This window comes from Verrucomicrobiia bacterium (assembly GCA_035489575.1).
GTDB lineage: Bacteria > Patescibacteriota > Saccharimonadia > Saccharimonadales > JAGQNK01 > DATHJY01.
In genome coordinates, this window is sequence record DATHJY010000003.1 from 56,641 (window position 1) to 73,555 (window position 16,915).

General features: G+C 51.0%; 21 protein-coding genes and 1 tRNA gene. 13 read left to right on the forward strand and 9 right to left on the reverse strand.

Annotated elements, in window-relative coordinates; translation table 11 throughout:
• Positions 1-4 precede the first annotated feature (4 nt).
• The gene (locus VK694_01065; protein ID HTE57307.1) at positions 5-1,153 is read right to left on the reverse strand and encodes a hypothetical protein; all 1,149 of its coding nucleotides are present in this window, start codon (positions 1,151-1,153) and stop codon (positions 5-7) included.
• Between the two features lie 211 nt (positions 1,154-1,364).
• Between VK694_01065 and VK694_01070 the strand changes: the two genes are divergently transcribed.
• The 4 genes from VK694_01070 to VK694_01085 all read left to right on the forward strand — a co-directional run bounded on the left by VK694_01070 (position 1,365) and on the right by VK694_01085 (position 3,768).
• On the forward strand, positions 1,365-1,907 hold the full coding sequence (locus VK694_01070; GenBank protein HTE57308.1) for a histidine phosphatase family protein: 543 nt from the start codon (positions 1,365-1,367) through the stop codon (positions 1,905-1,907).
• Between the two features lie 123 nt (positions 1,908-2,030).
• Positions 2,031-2,279 (forward strand): hypothetical protein, encoded by a 249-nt coding sequence (locus VK694_01075; protein ID HTE57309.1) that lies wholly within the window; start codon positions 2,031-2,033, stop codon positions 2,277-2,279.
• A gap of 23 nt (positions 2,280-2,302) precedes the next feature.
• Entirely contained in the window at positions 2,303-3,298 is a 996-nt protein-coding gene (locus tag VK694_01080) for a Mur ligase family protein (GenBank protein ID HTE57310.1), read from the forward strand.
• 17 nt (positions 3,299-3,315) lie between these two features.
• Positions 3,316-3,768 (forward strand): dihydrofolate reductase, encoded by a 453-nt coding sequence (locus VK694_01085; protein ID HTE57311.1) that lies wholly within the window; start codon positions 3,316-3,318, stop codon positions 3,766-3,768.
• On the opposite strand, the gene VK694_01090 is transcribed toward VK694_01085, so the two are convergent.
• The 5 genes from VK694_01090 to VK694_01110 form a co-directional block, all read right to left on the reverse strand.
• Positions 3,765-3,998, reverse strand: coding sequence for a TM2 domain-containing protein (locus VK694_01090; protein ID HTE57312.1), 234 nt, complete (start codon positions 3,996-3,998; stop codon positions 3,765-3,767). The two genes, VK694_01085 and VK694_01090, sit on opposite strands and share 4 nt — an antisense overlap.
• A gap of 15 nt (positions 3,999-4,013) precedes the next feature.
• Positions 4,014-4,358 (reverse strand): DUF2752 domain-containing protein, encoded by a 345-nt coding sequence (locus VK694_01095; GenBank protein ID HTE57313.1) that lies wholly within the window; start codon positions 4,356-4,358, stop codon positions 4,014-4,016.
• 28 nt (positions 4,359-4,386) lie between these two features.
• Positions 4,387-5,292, reverse strand: coding sequence for a sugar phosphate nucleotidyltransferase (locus VK694_01100; GenBank protein HTE57314.1), 906 nt, complete (start codon positions 5,290-5,292; stop codon positions 4,387-4,389).
• 62 nt (positions 5,293-5,354) lie between these two features.
• Positions 5,355-6,494: an SAM-dependent methyltransferase gene (locus VK694_01105; GenBank protein HTE57315.1), complete on the reverse strand. Its 1,140-nt coding sequence runs from the start codon at positions 6,492-6,494 to the stop codon at positions 5,355-5,357.
• Positions 6,495-6,563: 69 nt separating this feature from the next.
• Positions 6,564-7,049 (reverse strand): SpoIIE family protein phosphatase, encoded by a 486-nt coding sequence (locus tag VK694_01110; protein HTE57316.1) that lies wholly within the window; start codon positions 7,047-7,049, stop codon positions 6,564-6,566.
• 330 nt (positions 7,050-7,379) lie between these two features.
• Between VK694_01110 and VK694_01115 the strand changes: the two genes are divergently transcribed.
• Positions 7,380-7,456 (forward strand) — tRNA-Lys (locus VK694_01115).
• Positions 7,457-7,626: 170 nt separating this feature from the next.
• Here VK694_01115 and VK694_01120 read toward each other — a convergent pair.
• Positions 7,627-8,703, reverse strand: coding sequence for a phosphotransferase (locus tag VK694_01120; GenBank protein HTE57317.1), 1,077 nt, complete (start codon positions 8,701-8,703; stop codon positions 7,627-7,629).
• A 252-nt stretch (positions 8,704-8,955) separates the two neighbouring features.
• On the opposite strand from VK694_01120, the gene VK694_01125 reads away from it, so the two are divergent.
• From VK694_01125 to VK694_01140, 4 genes are all read left to right on the forward strand, one after another.
• Complete coding sequence (locus tag VK694_01125; protein HTE57318.1) at positions 8,956-9,351, forward strand: hypothetical protein; 396 nt, start codon at positions 8,956-8,958, stop codon at positions 9,349-9,351.
• A gap of 57 nt (positions 9,352-9,408) precedes the next feature.
• Positions 9,409-9,663, forward strand: a complete 255-nt coding sequence (locus VK694_01130) for a type II toxin-antitoxin system prevent-host-death family antitoxin (protein HTE57319.1) — start codon at positions 9,409-9,411, stop codon at positions 9,661-9,663.
• A gap of 1 nt (position 9,664) precedes the next feature.
• Positions 9,665-9,925: a Txe/YoeB family addiction module toxin gene (locus VK694_01135; protein ID HTE57320.1), complete on the forward strand. Its 261-nt coding sequence runs from the start codon at positions 9,665-9,667 to the stop codon at positions 9,923-9,925.
• A 456-nt stretch (positions 9,926-10,381) separates the two neighbouring features.
• The gene (locus VK694_01140) at positions 10,382-10,909 is read left to right on the forward strand and encodes an AAA family ATPase (protein HTE57321.1); all 528 of its coding nucleotides are present in this window, start codon (positions 10,382-10,384) and stop codon (positions 10,907-10,909) included.
• 114 nt (positions 10,910-11,023) lie between these two features.
• On the opposite strand, the gene VK694_01145 is transcribed toward VK694_01140, so the two are convergent.
• Entirely contained in the window at positions 11,024-11,830 is an 807-nt protein-coding gene (locus VK694_01145; GenBank protein ID HTE57322.1) for a class I SAM-dependent methyltransferase, read from the reverse strand.
• A gap of 86 nt (positions 11,831-11,916) precedes the next feature.
• On the opposite strand from VK694_01145, the gene VK694_01150 reads away from it, so the two are divergent.
• A complete protein-coding gene (locus VK694_01150) occupies positions 11,917-12,171 on the forward strand; it encodes a type II toxin-antitoxin system prevent-host-death family antitoxin (protein HTE57323.1) in 255 nt (84 codons plus the stop codon).
• A 3-nt stretch (positions 12,172-12,174) separates the two neighbouring features.
• On the forward strand, positions 12,175-12,435 hold the full coding sequence (locus VK694_01155; protein HTE57324.1) for a Txe/YoeB family addiction module toxin: 261 nt from the start codon (positions 12,175-12,177) through the stop codon (positions 12,433-12,435).
• 903 nt (positions 12,436-13,338) lie between these two features.
• Here the strand turns inward: VK694_01155 and VK694_01160 are convergent.
• On the reverse strand, positions 13,339-14,058 hold the full coding sequence (locus VK694_01160) for a hypothetical protein (GenBank protein HTE57325.1): 720 nt from the start codon (positions 14,056-14,058) through the stop codon (positions 13,339-13,341).
• Between VK694_01160 and VK694_01165 the strand changes: the two genes are divergently transcribed.
• Positions 14,059-15,711, forward strand: a complete 1,653-nt coding sequence (locus VK694_01165) for a radical SAM protein (GenBank protein ID HTE57326.1) — start codon at positions 14,059-14,061, stop codon at positions 15,709-15,711.
• Between the two features lie 20 nt (positions 15,712-15,731).
• Positions 15,732-16,910 carry a radical SAM protein gene (locus VK694_01170; protein ID HTE57327.1) on the forward strand — a complete coding sequence of 393 codons (1,179 nt, stop codon included), beginning with the start codon at positions 15,732-15,734 and terminating at the stop codon, positions 16,908-16,910.
• Positions 16,911-16,915 lie beyond the last annotated feature (5 nt).

Consider the following 16,915-nt stretch of genomic DNA (forward strand, 5'->3'; position numbering starts at 1 on the left):
CCGGTTAGTAAAAGGTTTTGTCAAAGCCGGCACCCTTCAGGGTGTTTTTGTCGACTGGCTTGGCACTGAGGGTGATGGCATCCTGGCTGGCAATCAGCTCGGTGGGACGGGCAGGTGGTTGGCGGTCCTTGCTCATGACATGAATGTGGCTGATCACCAGGCTGTCTCCCACTGGATAATAGAGATACCGGACGTAATCATTGAGCCTGTTATAGAACTCTGCCTGGTAGTACGGGCCAATTTTGCGGCAGGCAACGTATCCCATGGAATTGCCGGGGGACGGACCACAGTTTGGCCCCATGAGCTGGTAGTCTGAGAGGCGCCCGACATGCATAGTGACACTTTGTTCGTGGTTTTTTTGGTAGCTAAAGTTGATAAGGCTGGGGTGGTCGGCGTTGAGGCCGTCGATCTCCATGTGAGGTGGTGGGCCCAGCCGTTCGTTAATTGTCCAGCCCGGAGGTAGCGATTGTGGTATGGCCGGCGTGAAGTCTAGTTTGGAATAAGCCTGGGCGTTTTTTTGGCTCAGGGTAACTTTGTCTATTCTGGACTGGCTGTTTATTTGCTCGACACGTCTGGCATTGGGTAACAAGTATAATCGATCGCTGCCGGGCGTAACTTCTGTGAAACTATCAAAATATTTCTGCCCACTGCTGCCACCTGCTGCTTTGATGTACAAAAATGTATTGCCAATGGTCACAAAACTTTCGTCTGTCGTAGATGGCATGCGCCGGCTTATGGTGTACACCGGTGCGCCCTGTAGGGTGCCTTTTTGAGTGCACGCGGAGGGGTAGTATGGTGTGATATCGGCAATGTTGGGACAAGCCGATGCCTTGAGTAGTGGGCTGGCCGGAAGGGCTACGATGATTGTCCAAGGGCCAAGGGGCTCATCTCGGTGGAGTACGAGCGTCTGGGCAGAGCTGTACATGAGTCCTCGGCCATATTTGGTGAATACTTGTTGCTTCTGAACCGGTACGCCAAACATAAAGCTTCTGTCATCTGAAAAGTGGGTGGCATCGGGCAGCCAGACCCGACTGGGGAGCCTGATAGCAAAGGTTGCCGCAACCAGCAGCAGTCCTAGCGTTATCCAGCTGAGGGTACGCAGTGCCTGGGTGTAGCGGGGGTTTCTTTTGGCGAAGCGTCGGATGGCATGCATACGCTCATAATATCATTGAACCCATCTCATATCTCCCCTCCAGCCTCAAGCCTTGCTGTTGGCGTGCTTCGCCAGTTTTGCTTCGCAACGTATCTACGGATACGTCTTGTCGCAAGAACTGACAAATCACGCTCACCAGCAAGGCTTTCACTTAACAGACGGGAGATATGAGATGGGTTCATTAGGCCATTTACTTGGTATAATGACCGGCATGATCGATATTATATTTGAGTCCCATGCCACTACGCTTGATAACGAAAAAAAGATTGCCTCTGGGCATTTTGATGTTGCTTTGTCCAACATAGGCATAGAAAAAGCCAAGCAATTGGGCGAACGCCGCGCTGGCGAACATTTTGACGCCATCTTTTGCTCTGACTTGCAGCGGTCTTATAAGACAGCCGAGCTGGCTTTTGGCGATAAGTTTCCGATATTTCAAGACCGTCGACTTCGTGAATGTGACTACGGTGACTACGAGCATCGGCCCAGTTCTGAAATAGAAGCCGAGCGACCCAAACGCGTAACCCGACCATTCCCCCACGGCGAAAGCTACGAGCAGTGTGCCGAATATATGAAGACTTTCCTGGAAGAGGTGCTGGCCAAATACGATGGTAAGCGAGTCATGGTTGTTGGGTCGCGGGCTACCCAATATGGCCTGGAGAGATGGGTGGACGGCAAAACCCTAGAGGAAATTGTTGCTGCGTCTTGGCAGTGGCAACCCGGCTGGACGTACAGGCTTGAAAAAATTAGCGCATAGAGTTGAACTTGATGTGGCAGCGAGAGCTCCGTGTACCCACACGCTCTCGCTGCCACATCCCGATTTTTATAGAATAAGAGGCTCCCGTCAGGAAGCTTTTTTTGTTGGAGTACAATAGCATGCATGCAAGTGTTCGAGAATTTTGCCAGCGTACATGCCTATTTGAATCAGCGGTTGCCTCAGGCATGGCCCAGCGGGCACGCTTATACACTAGATCGCATGCGTCAGCTTATGGACTATTTGGGCAATCCCCAGGATAGTTACAAGGCTATACATATAGCTGGTACCTCTGGAAAAACCTCGACAGCTTACTACGTAGCGTCGCTACTACGCCAGGCAGGATTCAAGGTGGGGCTGACGGTCCCCATGTAGATGAGATTAATGAGCGTGTACAAATAAACAACAAGCCCCTTAGCGAATCGCGATTTTGTAGCAGTTTCGGAAAATTTATAGAGAAGGTGGAGAAAAGTGACATCAAGCCCACCTATTTTGAGACACTGGTAGCATTTGCCTTCTGGCAGTTTAGCCAGTCAAAGGTAGACTATGCCGTGATAGAGGTTGGTCTGGGCGGCTTGCTGGATGGCACTAACGTGATGCATCGGCAGGATAAGGTATGCGTTATTACCGACATAGACTACGATCACACCTCTACCTTGGGCAAAACCCTGGAAGCTATTGCGGCTCAGAAGGCCGGCATTATCCAGCCGCACACCGCTGTCTTTTCATACGAGCAGAACGACGAGGTGATGGGGGTGCTGCGCGAGGCGTCCCGGCAGCAGCAAGCCGAGCTGCACGAAGTATGGCCACTCAAGGACACAGAACTACCCGAGAACCTGCCGCTGTTTCAGCGGCGCAATTGGTACTTGGCCTACTCTGTAGTTGAGTACTTAACGACGCGAGATAACTTCAAGGCGCTGGGTGAGGCTGGGCTGGAAAAGTCGACGCATGCTTACATCCCTGCGCGAATGGAACAACAGGAACTAGCGGGTCATACGCTTATTATGGATGGCGCCCACAATCCGCAGAAGTTCCAGATGCTTATGAAGAGTGTTGCGCATGCTTACCCAGATGCTCCCCTGGCCTGTATGGTTAGCTTTGTGCGCACCAAGCAGGCCAAGGTGCGAGACAGCTTGCAGGCCTTGGTGCCGTATTGTTCGCACCTTATCATTACTAGCTTTGCCCAAGACAGCATGGGTAAGACGTCTATAGACCCACTAAAAATAGCAGAGCAGTGTGAAGAGCTCGGCTTTGAAAACTGGGAAATTATACATGACCCAATCCAGGCCTATAAAAAATTACTGAAACGTCCTGAACCTTTATTGCTTATAAGTGGTTCGTTCTTTTTGCTAAACTACGTCAGACCCTACATAAAAAAGGAACAGCCAACATGATCAGGTGTATTGCAGTAATGGATGAAAAACAAGGCATAGCTGATGATCATGGCATTCCCTGGCAAGGTAAGCTCCCGACTGATATCCGGTATTATCGCCGGAAGTCCAGGGGCGGCACGGTACTCATGGGTGAGGTCATGTATAACGAACTGACCCGGCCTATGCCTGGCAGGCGGAATTTGGTGTTGGCGCTGGCGCCCACCTTGCGTCCTGGCTTTGAAAAAGTAAAAGACCTTGCGACATTGTTGCAAAACCCTCCTGAGAACTTCTGGGTACTCGGCGGTGCTAGCATTTTTGAACAGACTTTAGATGCGGCGGACGAGCTGTATCTGACCCAAATAGAGGGCGACTTTGGATGCACTAAATTCTTCCCAGAATTTAAAGATACATTTGAACTGGCAGAAGAAAGCCAGCCCCAAATAGAGAGTGGTATTACCTTTCGCTTTCAGATCTGGAAAAGAAAGACCTAGCTTTTTAGCGGGCGACCGTCGGCGTCTTGCAGGTTTTTGGTGGCGATCAAGATGACGTCTATAAGCCACCAAACACCGCAGCCTCCAAAGGTCAGAAGCTTGAGGATGCCTAGGCCGATATAGCCCATGTAAAAACGGTCAATTCCCAGCTGACCCACCAAAATAGACAGTAGTAGTGCTACCAGAAACTCTCGTTGTTCGCCTTGTGGTTTTTTTGTTGTTTGTGCCATGACTGGCTCTCCTTGTTATGTCTGTATATCGTTAGTGTATGATTTTTTGCCTAGTATTGTCGACTGCTTTATACGATAAATGTCCCCCGCTATGACAACCAGGCCCACAACACACACGGGGACAATCAAGAAATTGCGGTCTAGAGCAGCAGCCGGATGGCCATGGATAAGCAGCCAGTAGGCACGGGTTAGGCCAATAGAGGGCGCCCAGTCAAAGCCGAGCCTTTGCCACAAAGACAGGTTGGATAGCCAGGAAAAGGGCACAATGAAGACAATGGTAGTTGCTGCAAGCCATGCCAGCACCCGCCCCTGGGGCGTGCCGAGGGTAACGATCTGCCAGACAAGCTGCTTGGCGTGCATAGGGTTATTGTACCGATTTGCAGGGAGCTTAAGAAACCGAAGCGGTTATAAGTTCGGGTGTGGGCCATTCGGCGAACCGAGGGTGGGTAGTGATGTAATTGCTGGCCTCTAGTAGACCTTCGAAGCTACCGCCATCTAGATATTTGCCCAGTACTCGGTGGACATAGAAGCTTTGGTCGGCAGCCAGAGCGGACTGAATGGCAAATGTCACGTAGTGCTCGGCAAGGCCACGGTTGCGCTGCATCTCTGCATCTATATGCTCCCAGATAGAGCCGCTAAGCAAGTAACGGCTGATGTTGGCAACCGGGTGCTCTGCTATGCGTTCTAGTGGTGGTTTTTCATCAAAGGCGCCCAGGTTGCCATACTGGTCTACCAACAGATTGCCGTATTTTGTGGCCTGTTCGCGGTCAACGGGCAAGCCCATAATGGCATGTTCGGTGCCTTTTTCTTTCCAGTCAGCAATGGCTAGGCTCAGTTCCGAGGTGCCGTTCTGGTGGTAGACAAAATCGTCACCGCCCATGAGGGCAAAGTGCTTCTCGCCCTGCAGGCGCTCTCGGGCTAGGAACGGCGGGATGGCTGTTCCGTAGTTGTCTGGGGGTTGAATAACGTATTCGAACTCGATGCCGTAAGCACGGCGGCGTTCAATCTCTTGATCTATTTTGTCAGTTTTGCCAACTCGCAGGAGCTGTTGGCGAATAGTGGGTGAGATGTCTTGCCCAAAGTAATCCCTGAGCTGCTGTTCTCCGCGTTCGCTTGTCACAAAGATAACCCGGCTGAGCCCAGCCAGGACGCAGTCTTCTACCATGTAGTCCACAAGCGGTCGACTCTCTGGACCAGCATAGACAGGCATCATGCACTTTTCTATGGCTGTAGTAACGGGAAATTCACGGGACCCGGCTCCGGCAACCGGTATAACGGCTGTTTCTATATTCATTGCCGTTTTATATCATAAAAAGCGCATAAATCAACGAGCTCACGCTTAAATCACCCAGAACCCTAGGTCTTTTGCTGTAAGGAAACCATAAACGAGGCAAGTCTGGTCAACCTTCTTAGTTGATGCTTTCTCATCCTTTTTTCTTTTATGTCTAGCGCAAGGTTTTCGTCGGCTTTGGTCAGGCGTTCTGCCTCCTCGTCAAAACCGTGTAGTTTCAAGAATTCAGCCTGGCTGCCACGATATAACTCCCGAAGGCCTGCTTGTTCGCCAGCACGCTTCATATGCTCAAAGTCCAGCGATACTGTGATATCCACGGCCCCTGGGAATAGATAGGCGTTTTCAATGCCATTCTTACTGATCGGATATATCCGGGGAGCATACTTGGCAGGGTCTGCGACCCCATCTTCAATACCGTAATCTATGGTGAGTACGTGTCCACTCTTCATGACGCTGCTAAGGCTCTTTTGCCAGCGAGCTACCATGGGGCGTGTGGTGAATTCGGCGCCATCGGGAACGTCGTCTATGCTAACGGTGCCAGCTACGGCAAGCGAAAGCTCTCCTTCGACCTGTATAAATTCTCCTTCGTCATTCTGGGAGACATATATTTCTAGTAAAATATCTCCGCGACGAATAACGCGATGTGCTGGAAAAGCATCGGGCAGTTCATTGGAAAGGAAAAAAGCGTTATCTACATGAAAAGGCAGGGCATCTGCCGAGGCATTGACCCACCGTACGGGCATATCCTGGAGTGATTGTTGCTGTCTTGCTATAAGGCCCGGTGATCGCTCTATTATTGTATAGCGGGTGCGCTCGTAGAGCATGGGATAAGCCTGTTCAAGCTTGGTTAGTATATCTTTGGCTAGCTTACCGTTGCCGGCACCCATCTCTATGATGTCGAATGGTTCAGGCCGGCCACTGGCCTCCCATGTCTTATGAACTGCGTTGGCTACGCTGAACCCAAACGCCTCGTGCATCTCGGGGCATGTAGTAAAGTCCGCCCCAGGGCCTATATCTACTCGTCCCGAGGAGTAATACCCATGCTCGGAATACAGTGAAACGTCTGTAAACTCGGCAAAGGTTATCCTGTTGTCGGGGCTGTCCTGTATGCGCTGACTTAGTAACTCCACCACCTCAGGAATTGGCTGTAGTTTTTCGGTAGCAGCAAAAGGATCGGGGGACTGATCTTCACAAACCTCTATCATTTTTAGTTTTATAACATATTTTGTATTTTTTCACAACAATTATGTGATCAGAGATAGCTAAGTGGGTAACTAGGCCTTGTGTACCAGGACGCTCACATCGTCCTGGGCATTGTGGGAAAAGGCCAAGTATCCCAGTGACTTCACGACGTTGGCAGCCGGGCTACCGTCGAATAAAGCAGCAATTTCCTCGGGCTGCACGCTGGACTTTTCGTCATGTTCCCACTCATCCAGCCCGTCAGTAAATAGCGCAATATAGTCGTCAGGTAATAATGGCACCTTTTTAAAGATCAGTGCTTCGTTTACGGCTTTTCTATTACCTAGGCCCGCATGAGAGAAAGCGCCAAGCCACGTTGCCTCCTTTGGCAACTGGAATCGAATGCGGCCATCATTCACCACCAATAGGCTGCAGTCGCCATAGCTTGTGACTGAAAGCTGACTGTTGGCTACCGCGACTGCGATAAATGCAGCTTCGGGGGTGAGGTCTGTCGGGGTGTCTGCTTGTTCGCTTCCATAGCGTTCGAATAGAGCTGTCTGGAGGCGTGTTACCTTTGTCACGGCTTCGCTTCTGGCATGTGGGTTTTCTTCTGTGCCCAAAAATCAACAATGTGCTGTGCGGCCCCGTCTCCCCAGTGTCCGTCTGCGATACATGCGTTCAGGCTATTCTGCTCTGGCCACACCCCTAGACGATCTTCGTTTTCATGGCCAGTAGGGCCGCGCCGATTGAAAAATATGCTGTTTTTTCGTCTGGCGTGATTATATGTTTTTCCCAAGAACCAGCTTCTGTTCCCATAGCTGTAGTATACCTTCTGAGGCACGACCATTTTGCTAAGGCGGCCTTGATGTAACAGATGTAATCTGTTAATATAGCGGAGTTTAAGCAAACGTGGGCCAGTAGCTCAGCTGGTTAGAGCACCTGCCTCTTAAGCAGGGTGTCGAGGGTTCAAGTCCCTCCTGGCCCTCCAGATAAAAAGACCTACCGAAGCGTAGGTCTTTTTATCTGGTTGATTATCGAGAGACTTGAACCCGGGAGGGTGAGGACAGCCCGGTGGCTGTCCGAATTTTCCATGCTTGGCCTCACACAAAAATGCTTGAAGTAGCGAGTCCCACTGAGGGCTCGGCGCTCCAAAACACTCTAAACTGGTCGACTCTCCGCAGGAACCTCCAGGCTTTCCGGCTTGCCGTTTCTGTTCAAGATCATGCCGGCTTGCTGCAGGAAAAATGCGCCAGGGAGACATCTGAGCTCGTTCATAGGCAGATCCGGATACCAGGTACGCATCATTTCTAGCACGTGAGTAGTACCGGTTTCTAGGCGGATACCAAGCGCAGCAGACCAACCCAAAATAGTAGCGGTCTGGACACGCGCCCAAAAATTAATGAGCTCCAGGTCTACTTCGCTGCCCGTTTGTTCGTGATATGCTGTCGCAGCGCTCTTAACGGCTTCTCCCAAACCTAGCGCCGCCAGATGTCGGAGCTCTCGCTCTGGACTGCTCGGCTGGGTAGCCCCAAAGTCGATGACGCCGACAGGCACGTAGCACGGCTGATCGACGGAGCCGCTAGTGGTAAAAGTTAAATTGTTCGGACGCAGATCGCTATGACCAATAATCGGTCGAGGTTCCACGCCGTCAGGAAAATAGGCCAAGTGTTCTTGGGTCAGATCTTCCACGATGCCAGCGAGCCTAGGGACGCCCATTTGCTGCAAAAAATCGGCGTTCATACTCAATCGGTAAAGCCTCTCTGTTCTGTCAGCAAATAGCAAAGGCTCGTCACCGACGAGCTCGAAAAACTTGCCTGGGGTGATTGTTTGAGCCAACCACGCGACAAAGCTACCGATTTTGGTACCGAGCTCTTGCTGCGCCACTGGATCAAGCTGGTAGTAGCGGTTCAGCTGATCCGCGGTAACCACATCGCCCTCCACATAAGTCGATACCACAAAACCCGTACCGTCATCGTCCGTGTCGGTTTCGATGAACTGTGGCACATGCAGAGGCGGCTCGCACGCTGCGCTGTCGAGTTCGTCGAGCATCATGGCTTCATGCCATGAGTGATGCCGCCCTCTGTCTTTATCGCGCAGCAACTTTACTACTACGCGCTCGCCGTCCCGCTGGCCAAAATGAACCGCCCCGTACGCCCCGCTAGCATCAGAGGGTTGGTCGAAAGACACCCCAAACCACGACTCCAGATACGCGATATGTGCTGCTTCGGAAGCCATGCCTGTAGTCATCAACCCAGAGCCATTTTCATTTCTCTATTCTAGCAACTACAACGGTGGCGACACGGTAATCATATTCGGCTTCATCGATACCCATGGTCAGCTGTACTAGTGTTTTTCGCGTCTAAGCTTCGCAACCTCTCGTACATAGAGGTAAACTTCGATAGAAGGTGTTCCACCTACGGGCAACTTGGCCCTCCATTCAAAAAGCTCACTCGTAAAAGTGGGCTTTTTGAATGTTATGATTTAGATATGCATAAAGCACAAGTTGATACGCTAGACCTACGGCAAGCCATCGAAGCATCGTGGCAACTCGATTCGGCTTATGAACATATAGAAGAAAGGGGCAACCCATCCCTGGGGCAGTGCCATGTTACGGCACTTGTCGTACATCACTACTATCCAGAAACCAGGATTGTTGAAGGCGAAGTGCAAACCGGCAAAGGTTTAGAAAAACATTTCTGGAATATGTTCCACATAGATGGTCACGACTTGCACCTCGATTGGACTTGGCAGCAATTCCCACACGGTTCAACGATTAAAAGTTGGAAAGTGCGTGCAAAAGACGACATAAATAATAGTCAAGATACTACTGATAGATTCAAACGACTATTGCGCAGAGTTAAGTATGAGCTAAGTAAACTTTAGTTTTTAGCAGCGCTCACTTTGACATTAAGTACTACCAGGTGTACTATATAAAGTACTATGAATGTTACATCTATCTCCAAGTTTCGTAAGGATACTAAGGGTTATTTTGATAAGGTCATTGATGACAAAGACGTTCTTCTTATAACGCGCAACGATGGCCAGACGGTTGTTGTAATGTCTTTAGATGAATACAACTCTAAGGCCGAGACCGATTACCTAAACAGCAGCCCTGATAACCGAAAACATCTGGAGAAATCCATTGCCTCACTGCACGCGGGCAAGACTGAAAAGCACCACTTAGTAGAAGAATAGCATGGCTCGTATTATAGCTTTTACCCCAGAAGGGTGGGACGACTACCAATTTTGGATGAATCAAGACAGAAAAACCCTCAGAAAGTTACATAAACTTATTGCCGACACGCAAAGGGACCCGTTCAATGGTCTAGGCAAGCCAGAACCTCTCAAAGAAAACTACGCAGGGTTTTGGTCGCGCCGCATAGATGAAAAGAATAGATTCGTTTACGCAGTTACAGAGAAAGAAATACAGATCATCAGCTGCAGGTTTCATTATTAGCAGGTATGAAGTTGATCCTGACAATATCTATGATGGCCGTCCAGGATAGGAGCCGGCTTTTCCCATGGTTGTTATTCATCTGACGTGAACACAGAATACGCCTAAACATCTTTCTCCTCCAAGTCTGCGAGGTAGACTTTGCCGTTATGATACTCCATGCCGAGGTCAACCAATCTGGCATATAATAAGATTAAATCTTCAATGAGATCGTCGATAGGCTGGGGTTTCAAAAAAGTATATGGTGCCAAGAAAAGAACTGAAAGACTTCAGTTCTGGGGACTTGAACGGGCATGCCCTGTGGGCATTCCCCGCCCTTGGTTTTTGAGCTGTGCTCAAAAATGCCCGTATGCAAAAGTAATTTTCTTATGCCGGGCAGGGCAAGTCCCTCCTGGCACTCCAATTCGGTTATGCTTAAAACAGAGGTAATTTGCCTCTGTTTTTTGATACACTTTTACTATGAAATTGATTTTTATCTATGGACCGCCTGCTTCAGGAAAGTTAACCGTTGCAGAAAAGTTGTCAGAAGCTACCGGCATACCACTTTTTCATAATCATCTTTCCAGAGATATTGTTAAAGATATATATAGGGATGAGCTTGGAAAGCGTTATGACTTAGTAGATAAAATTAGATTCGACGTACTAGAGTACTGTGCAAAGAATAATACTGACTTGATTTTCACTTATGTTTACGGAGGATCCTTTGACGACAATAATGTAAGAGATTTCATTAACATAATCGAAACTAATAGAGGCAAGGTTTTGTTCGTGGAGTTAACAGCAAACGTAGAAGATTTAATAGATAGAGTTGATAATGATTCTAGAAAAAGATTCAAAAAACTTACCGATAAAGAAATAATGGCGAAGCTATCAGAGGATATGTCTAAATTCTCAATTCCGTACGTAGAGTCTCTAAAGATCAACACTTCTGACTTAAGTTCTGAAGAGGCGGCAAGCCTAATTGCCAATGAACTACGATTGGTGTAGCTCTTCGTTGAAACTTGGTTGCAATAAGCTCTACGGCGGCCCTCCATACAAAGAACGTCGATCTTTTCGCTACCGGTGGGCGTTTTTTGTTTGATAAAATAATCTAGCGGATCTTTATTTTGATTCGATCTTTTCTATCACGGCAATACAATCCAACTGTTGAATTAGGCCATGCTTACTTCTAATGAAGCCTAGGGCAGCTTGTTGGATGACTACTGGAATATCTGGCCACTGTTTATTGAGGTAGAATTCTACAATTGATTCCGTATCTTCAGGGTTACTGTCAATGGGGATCTTTAACTCAGACTCACTGACATGTCGGGTAATCCTTAACTTGTTAATATTTGGAAGTGCGGACACAACGTCATCAATAGTCATGGCCGAGAAGCTCTTATCAGAAAGAAGTGGTTTAAATTTCATTTTAAACATGTACGCATCGTCCTTATCACGAAGAACAATAATAAGTCGCCCCTGGGGTTTGAGAAGAGACAGCATCTTTTCTAATTGCTGGGGCCATGAGGAGCGGGGAATATGGTAGAAAAGATGGGCGGCGATTATTGCATCAAACTTTTCGTTGCTCGAGAAGTTATCGAGATCAGAAGGAGCAATCGTCACGTTAGCTCCTGGAAGAATGACATCAAATCGGCCTTTTAGTTGTCTGACTAGGTCGGTGCTTGGTTCAACCAGAGTGAGGCGAATATCTTCCACATTCTCCATCCGAGATAACGCAAGACTAAGATATTCACCATTGCCCGCGCCGAGGTCTAAGATATTAGATTCACTACCAAGGGCTTGCAAAACGTTAGAGAGTTGCTTGGCTGACATTTCTTTTTGGTTTGTATATCTCAAGAAGGTCTCAAAAGGTGATTCGTTTTTCTTGTTCTTATATTCAAAGCCACTCGATTGTTTACTTACAGTCATAGACTGATTATACATCGCTTCTCATGTCCCCCGGGTTGACGTACGTGAATAGTGTGTGTACAATATTGCGTACAAGGAGTTGTACAATGAAAATAGCATCCATCTCGAAGTTTCGGAAAGACATAAAGCGCTATGTTGACGAAGTCGACCAAGATCAAGAGCCGTTAGTGGTAACACGCGGGGATAATGTTTCCGTCGTTGTGATACCTCTCAACACTTTTAACTCCTACTCAGAAACTGACTACCTACTGCGCAGTCCAGCCAATGCCCGTCGCTTGCTAAAATCAGTGGAGAGCGCCCGTGCAGGCACTGTCGAGGCTCACGAACTCATCGAGGAATAGCCGATGAGCCGAAGACTTACTTTCACAGCTCAAGCCTGGGAAGACTACCTTTATTGGCAAGGGCACGATAAACAGCTGCTAAAAAAGCTTAACCAACTACTAAAAGATTGTCAGCGAGACCCGTTGGCTGGGATTGGCAAACCCGAACCGTTGAAAGGCGATCTGTCAGGTGCATGGTCCCGCAGAATCAATGATGAGCATCGTCTAGTGTATATCGTTGCCGACGAAGAAATAAGAGTCTCCTCCTGCCGCTACCATTATTGAGGCGCGAATCTTAGTTGCGATAGCGTCTACTATGGCCCTCCAAAACAAGAGCTCCCTTCCCGGAGTTCTTTTTTTGCTATGATAATAGAAATGCATGCCGATATTTTTAGGTGGTTTGCCGCGGTCGCTTTTTTAGGCTATTGGTCTACGGTCACGTTTTTATTAGCTCATTGGCCACGCAATAGATCAAAAAGCCTTAGTGACCATATCGCCACAGGAAAGAAACAAATCAACCTGCTTCTTATCGTAGTGACAATAGAAACTTCTTTGTATGCCCTCTACTTTTATAATTGGTTCATTCCTACTTTTGGCATGTCGGCAATTTTCACATGTTTGATTACGATTGCTCTCATAACTCATTTAGCGACATTCGTGTTTCCAAGCACTCAGGGTAGGGTCAAAAGGACGCACTGGCTTGTGTCGTACATAACAGCGCTTCTATTTATTCCATCTGCGTTATTACTAATTGCGCAATCAAACATACCACTAGCTGGGAGGTCGGCCGTAGTTGCTGCATTAATAACTATGGTAGGCATTTCTTTGGGGCTATATGCGACATCACTTTTTCGCAGACACATACTCATTGTCCATTGCACATATATTTTTTCACTGCAGCTAGCTGTAGTATTTATATCGTTTTTAGAAGTGTCGTGATCGGGACTTGACCGGGAAGATCTTGTGGCTGTTTCCCGCCGTTGGCTTTGAGCTGTGCTCAAAAATGCCTGTATGCGAAAGCATTTTTCTTTCGCCAGGCAGGTCAAGTCCCTCCTGGCTCCCCAAAGAAAATACACCTGCATGTCCGGTATTCTCTTTATTAAGCAATAGTATCAGAGGTATTTCTGCGAGCTGGGAACAAAATGGGTGTTTGTTCCCAGCTCGCTGGTATGGCTTTCTTTCGTGGGGCTAGCTGGCGAGACCGTTGCGAACGCTCTCTAACACTTCCTCGGGTGACAGGTTGGACGTGTCGATGACTGTGGAATTGAACCACTCACGGCTCAATGTGATGAGTTCGTGCTCCATTGCCATGAAGAGGTCTGGGTCGGTGAGGATGAGCAGGTCTTCGGTGGAACTCCAGGGAGCTTCGCGAAGCCGTGCGTTCAGCCGTGCCTTTCGGCTCTCGACGCTCGCGGTGAAAACGAACGAGGCGTCGAACTGCGGGTGCAGAGGGAGGTATGACTCAAGCAGTTTCATCAGACCGGTGGTGCCACGCACGCGGTGGATGGCGAGGGAGCGCAGCAGGATCGTTGATTCCTGGATCGTGTTGACCTCGGGCTTGTTGAAGGCCCTGATGTCTCCCAAGATGGCCGCGGCGTACATCACGCCCAGTACTTCGGGGTCGAACGCCTCCCGACGTCGCAGCGAGTCGGCGAAGTGGTAGATGGCGTTGTTGGGTCCCAGGGCGTTCCGGCGAACCTCCCAGGGTGAACTCTCGCGGGCAAAGCTGGCAGCGACGGTGGTCTTGCCAGCCAGATCCATGCCCTCCACGTGGACGTAACGAGGGATCATGATCCTCTTTTCTCGGTTTTCAATCAGCCGTGCGGCTACCAACTTGACAAACAAAGCCAATGACGGGATTATACGCAACAAATAGGTTTGACGCAATGGACGAAATATGTATTGCATATGATATCTTACCCCTGTATACTGTGCCGGAACGATCCAAGATGGGTGGCTCGTTTTTTTGGACCTTCACAACCGAATTTGGAGGCTTATGTGTCAGGCGGTATCGCCCTGGTAACCCCCTTCACCAAGTCCCATCGCACCGCCGAAGAGACTTTGGCGCTGGGGTACCTCGCTGCCGTTTTGCGTCATGCCGGACATGATGTCTCTGTCGTTGATGGCTGGCTCGAAGCGCTCACCCTCGAAGAACTCGTCGATCGCATCGGCGCTGATGGACCCCCGGCCCTGGTCGGGATGTCCTGCTATCAGTCCAACCTGCATCAGGCTGAACAAGTCGTACAGGCCCTCCGGGCTCGCTACGGCGATATCCCCGTGATCTGTGGCGGCTACGGCCCCACGTTCCACGCGGAGTTCTTCCTGAAGGCCGGTTTCACCGTCGCTGTCATCGGCGAAGGCGAACACATCATCGTCCGTCTGGCGGAAGCGCTTATGAACGGGACCGACCTCGGTTCCATTCCGAGCATTGCCTTCCTCAAGGATGGCCAGATGATGGAGACACTGCGGGCGGAACCGATCGTGGATCTGGACGAGATACCTTTCCCGTCCAGAGACACGGTGGGGCACGCCATTACGCGACGGAACTTCGTCCATGTCTGTACTTCACGCGGCTGTGAGGCGCACTGCAGCTTCTGTTCCATCTTCGCCTTCGCGGCCGGTGGATCCAGCAAGCTGCGTTGGCGTCACCGTGGTATCACGAACATCGTTGATGAACTCGAAGTCTTGCACCGCGAGTTCGGTGTGAGCGCCTTCAAGATCGTCGACGACAGCTTCATCGAACCGCCACGTGACGAAGCGTGGGCCGAAGCGTTCCGGGACGAGATCCTGGGCCGCGGGCTCACCATTCGGTTCCGTACTCAGGTGCGTGCCGACCGGCTCACTCCGGACATTGTCCGGGCACTCAGTGAAGCCGGTTGGTTCTCGACTGCGGTCGGCATCGAAAACGCGGCGCCAACCGCCCTCCGCCGGATGCGCAAGTTGGCATCCCCGGAAGACAACGAGGTAGCCCTCCAGCTCCTCGAAGCGCACGGCGTCTACGTCCAGATGGGCATGATCCTGTTCGACCCGGACACTACTCTGGACGAACTGGAGATCAACTTGGGGTTCCTGCGGCGCAACCGCTGGCCCTTCACTAAGGGGATCTTCACCGAGATGTACGCCGCCGAAGGCACGCCGTTCACTGGACGGCTCGGCCGACGCGGACTGCTCGTCACGGCGAACGCCCAGAACTACAGCTATGAGGTTCAGGACCCGACGGTCCGGCGAGTGTATGAGATGCTCAAGTCCTGGCACCGTGCTCACAGCACGGTCTATGACTGGGTGATCGACTCACTCACCGCACCCAAGGTTTTGCCTGACGTTGCTTTTCGCGGGGCGCATGCTCTGTGTCGCCAGCTTCAGGCTATGGATCTTCGGTTTCTCGAGACTGTGCTCAGTCGTGTCTCGGAGGCTGCAATCCCCAGCGAAGACAGTGAGTTCGTAGCAGAATGGATTCGCACCGCGGAATCGTTCTACGTCGGCATCGAGGAAGCAATTGCTCGTCTCTATGCAGACATCGGACTCCGGTACGAAGCTGTTCCCAACCCGTTCCTCACGTAGGACCCGACAGAGGAGATGCAGTGACAGATACCACCAGCACGCCGGTCGTGCTCTCGCCCCGAGGCGGCATTCCGCCCCAGATCGAGAACATCGGCTGGACGCTCGGCAATGCGTGTCCCTACCGGTGCCCGCACTGCTACTCCACCATCGTCCGTACCGCCAGTCTGAACATGACGACGGCTCACGTCGATCGTGTGGTCAGTGAGCTGGCGAGCATCGGCGTCCGTACCGTCAATCTGGGTGGCAACGAGCCGCTCTACACCAGCGGTCCGAACGCCAAGGACACGGTGCTGCCGCACATCATCAAGTCGCTGTATGGCGCCGGCATCGTCGTGGGTCTCACCACGGCCGGCATCACCATGCAGTACATGTACAAGCATCACCGTGACGCGGTGGAGTTGCTCAACGACTGCGACATCAGCCTCGACAGCCCGTTCCCGGAGGAGCACAACCGCAACCGCGGTGCCGCTCTCTACCCTCGGGCGCTTGATGCGATCCGCATCTGTCGCGAGCTCGGCATCGACCGCACTATCGTCATGTGCGGCATGAACTGGAACCTGTCGGAGAGTCACCTCAAGGCGCTCGTCCAAGCGGCGCGCGAGCAGGAGACCTTCATTAGGATCAACTTCATGAAGCCGACCGAATCGCAGCACATGGATCTAGTGCCAAGCCCGGCGGATTTCTACGCCGCGTGTGAGTACCTGTTCCGTCACTGCGACATCATCGAAATGGGCGAACCACTTGGTTCGGCTATATCCGGTGCGAAGTCCCGTGGCTGCCCTTGTGGCACGAAGTCGTTCCGGATCCACTCGATGACCGCCGACGGCAAGCTGCCGGTCAGCCCGTGCGTCTACGCCCACCAGTACAAGGTGGGAGACCTCCTGACTGACAGCCTCTACGACATCGTGCGCACCCCGGAGTTCCAGGCGTTCCGCCAGCGGCGACACGACCCGGATTCCATCGCGGAATGCCATGGCTGTGAGTACGTCGAGGAGTGCCGGGGCGGCTGCGCCGCGCGTGCCTACCTGTGGCGGGAGTTCACGGAAGGTGGCGGTTCGATCGTGACCGATCGTGACCCCTACTGCCTCAAGGACTTCGGAGACTCCGGTCTCACGCCGCCGGCCAACATGGTCATGCAGGACAAGGTGCTCGTTCACCGCGACTACCTCTGCACGGTCATCGGGAAGCCGAAGGACTAACCCCA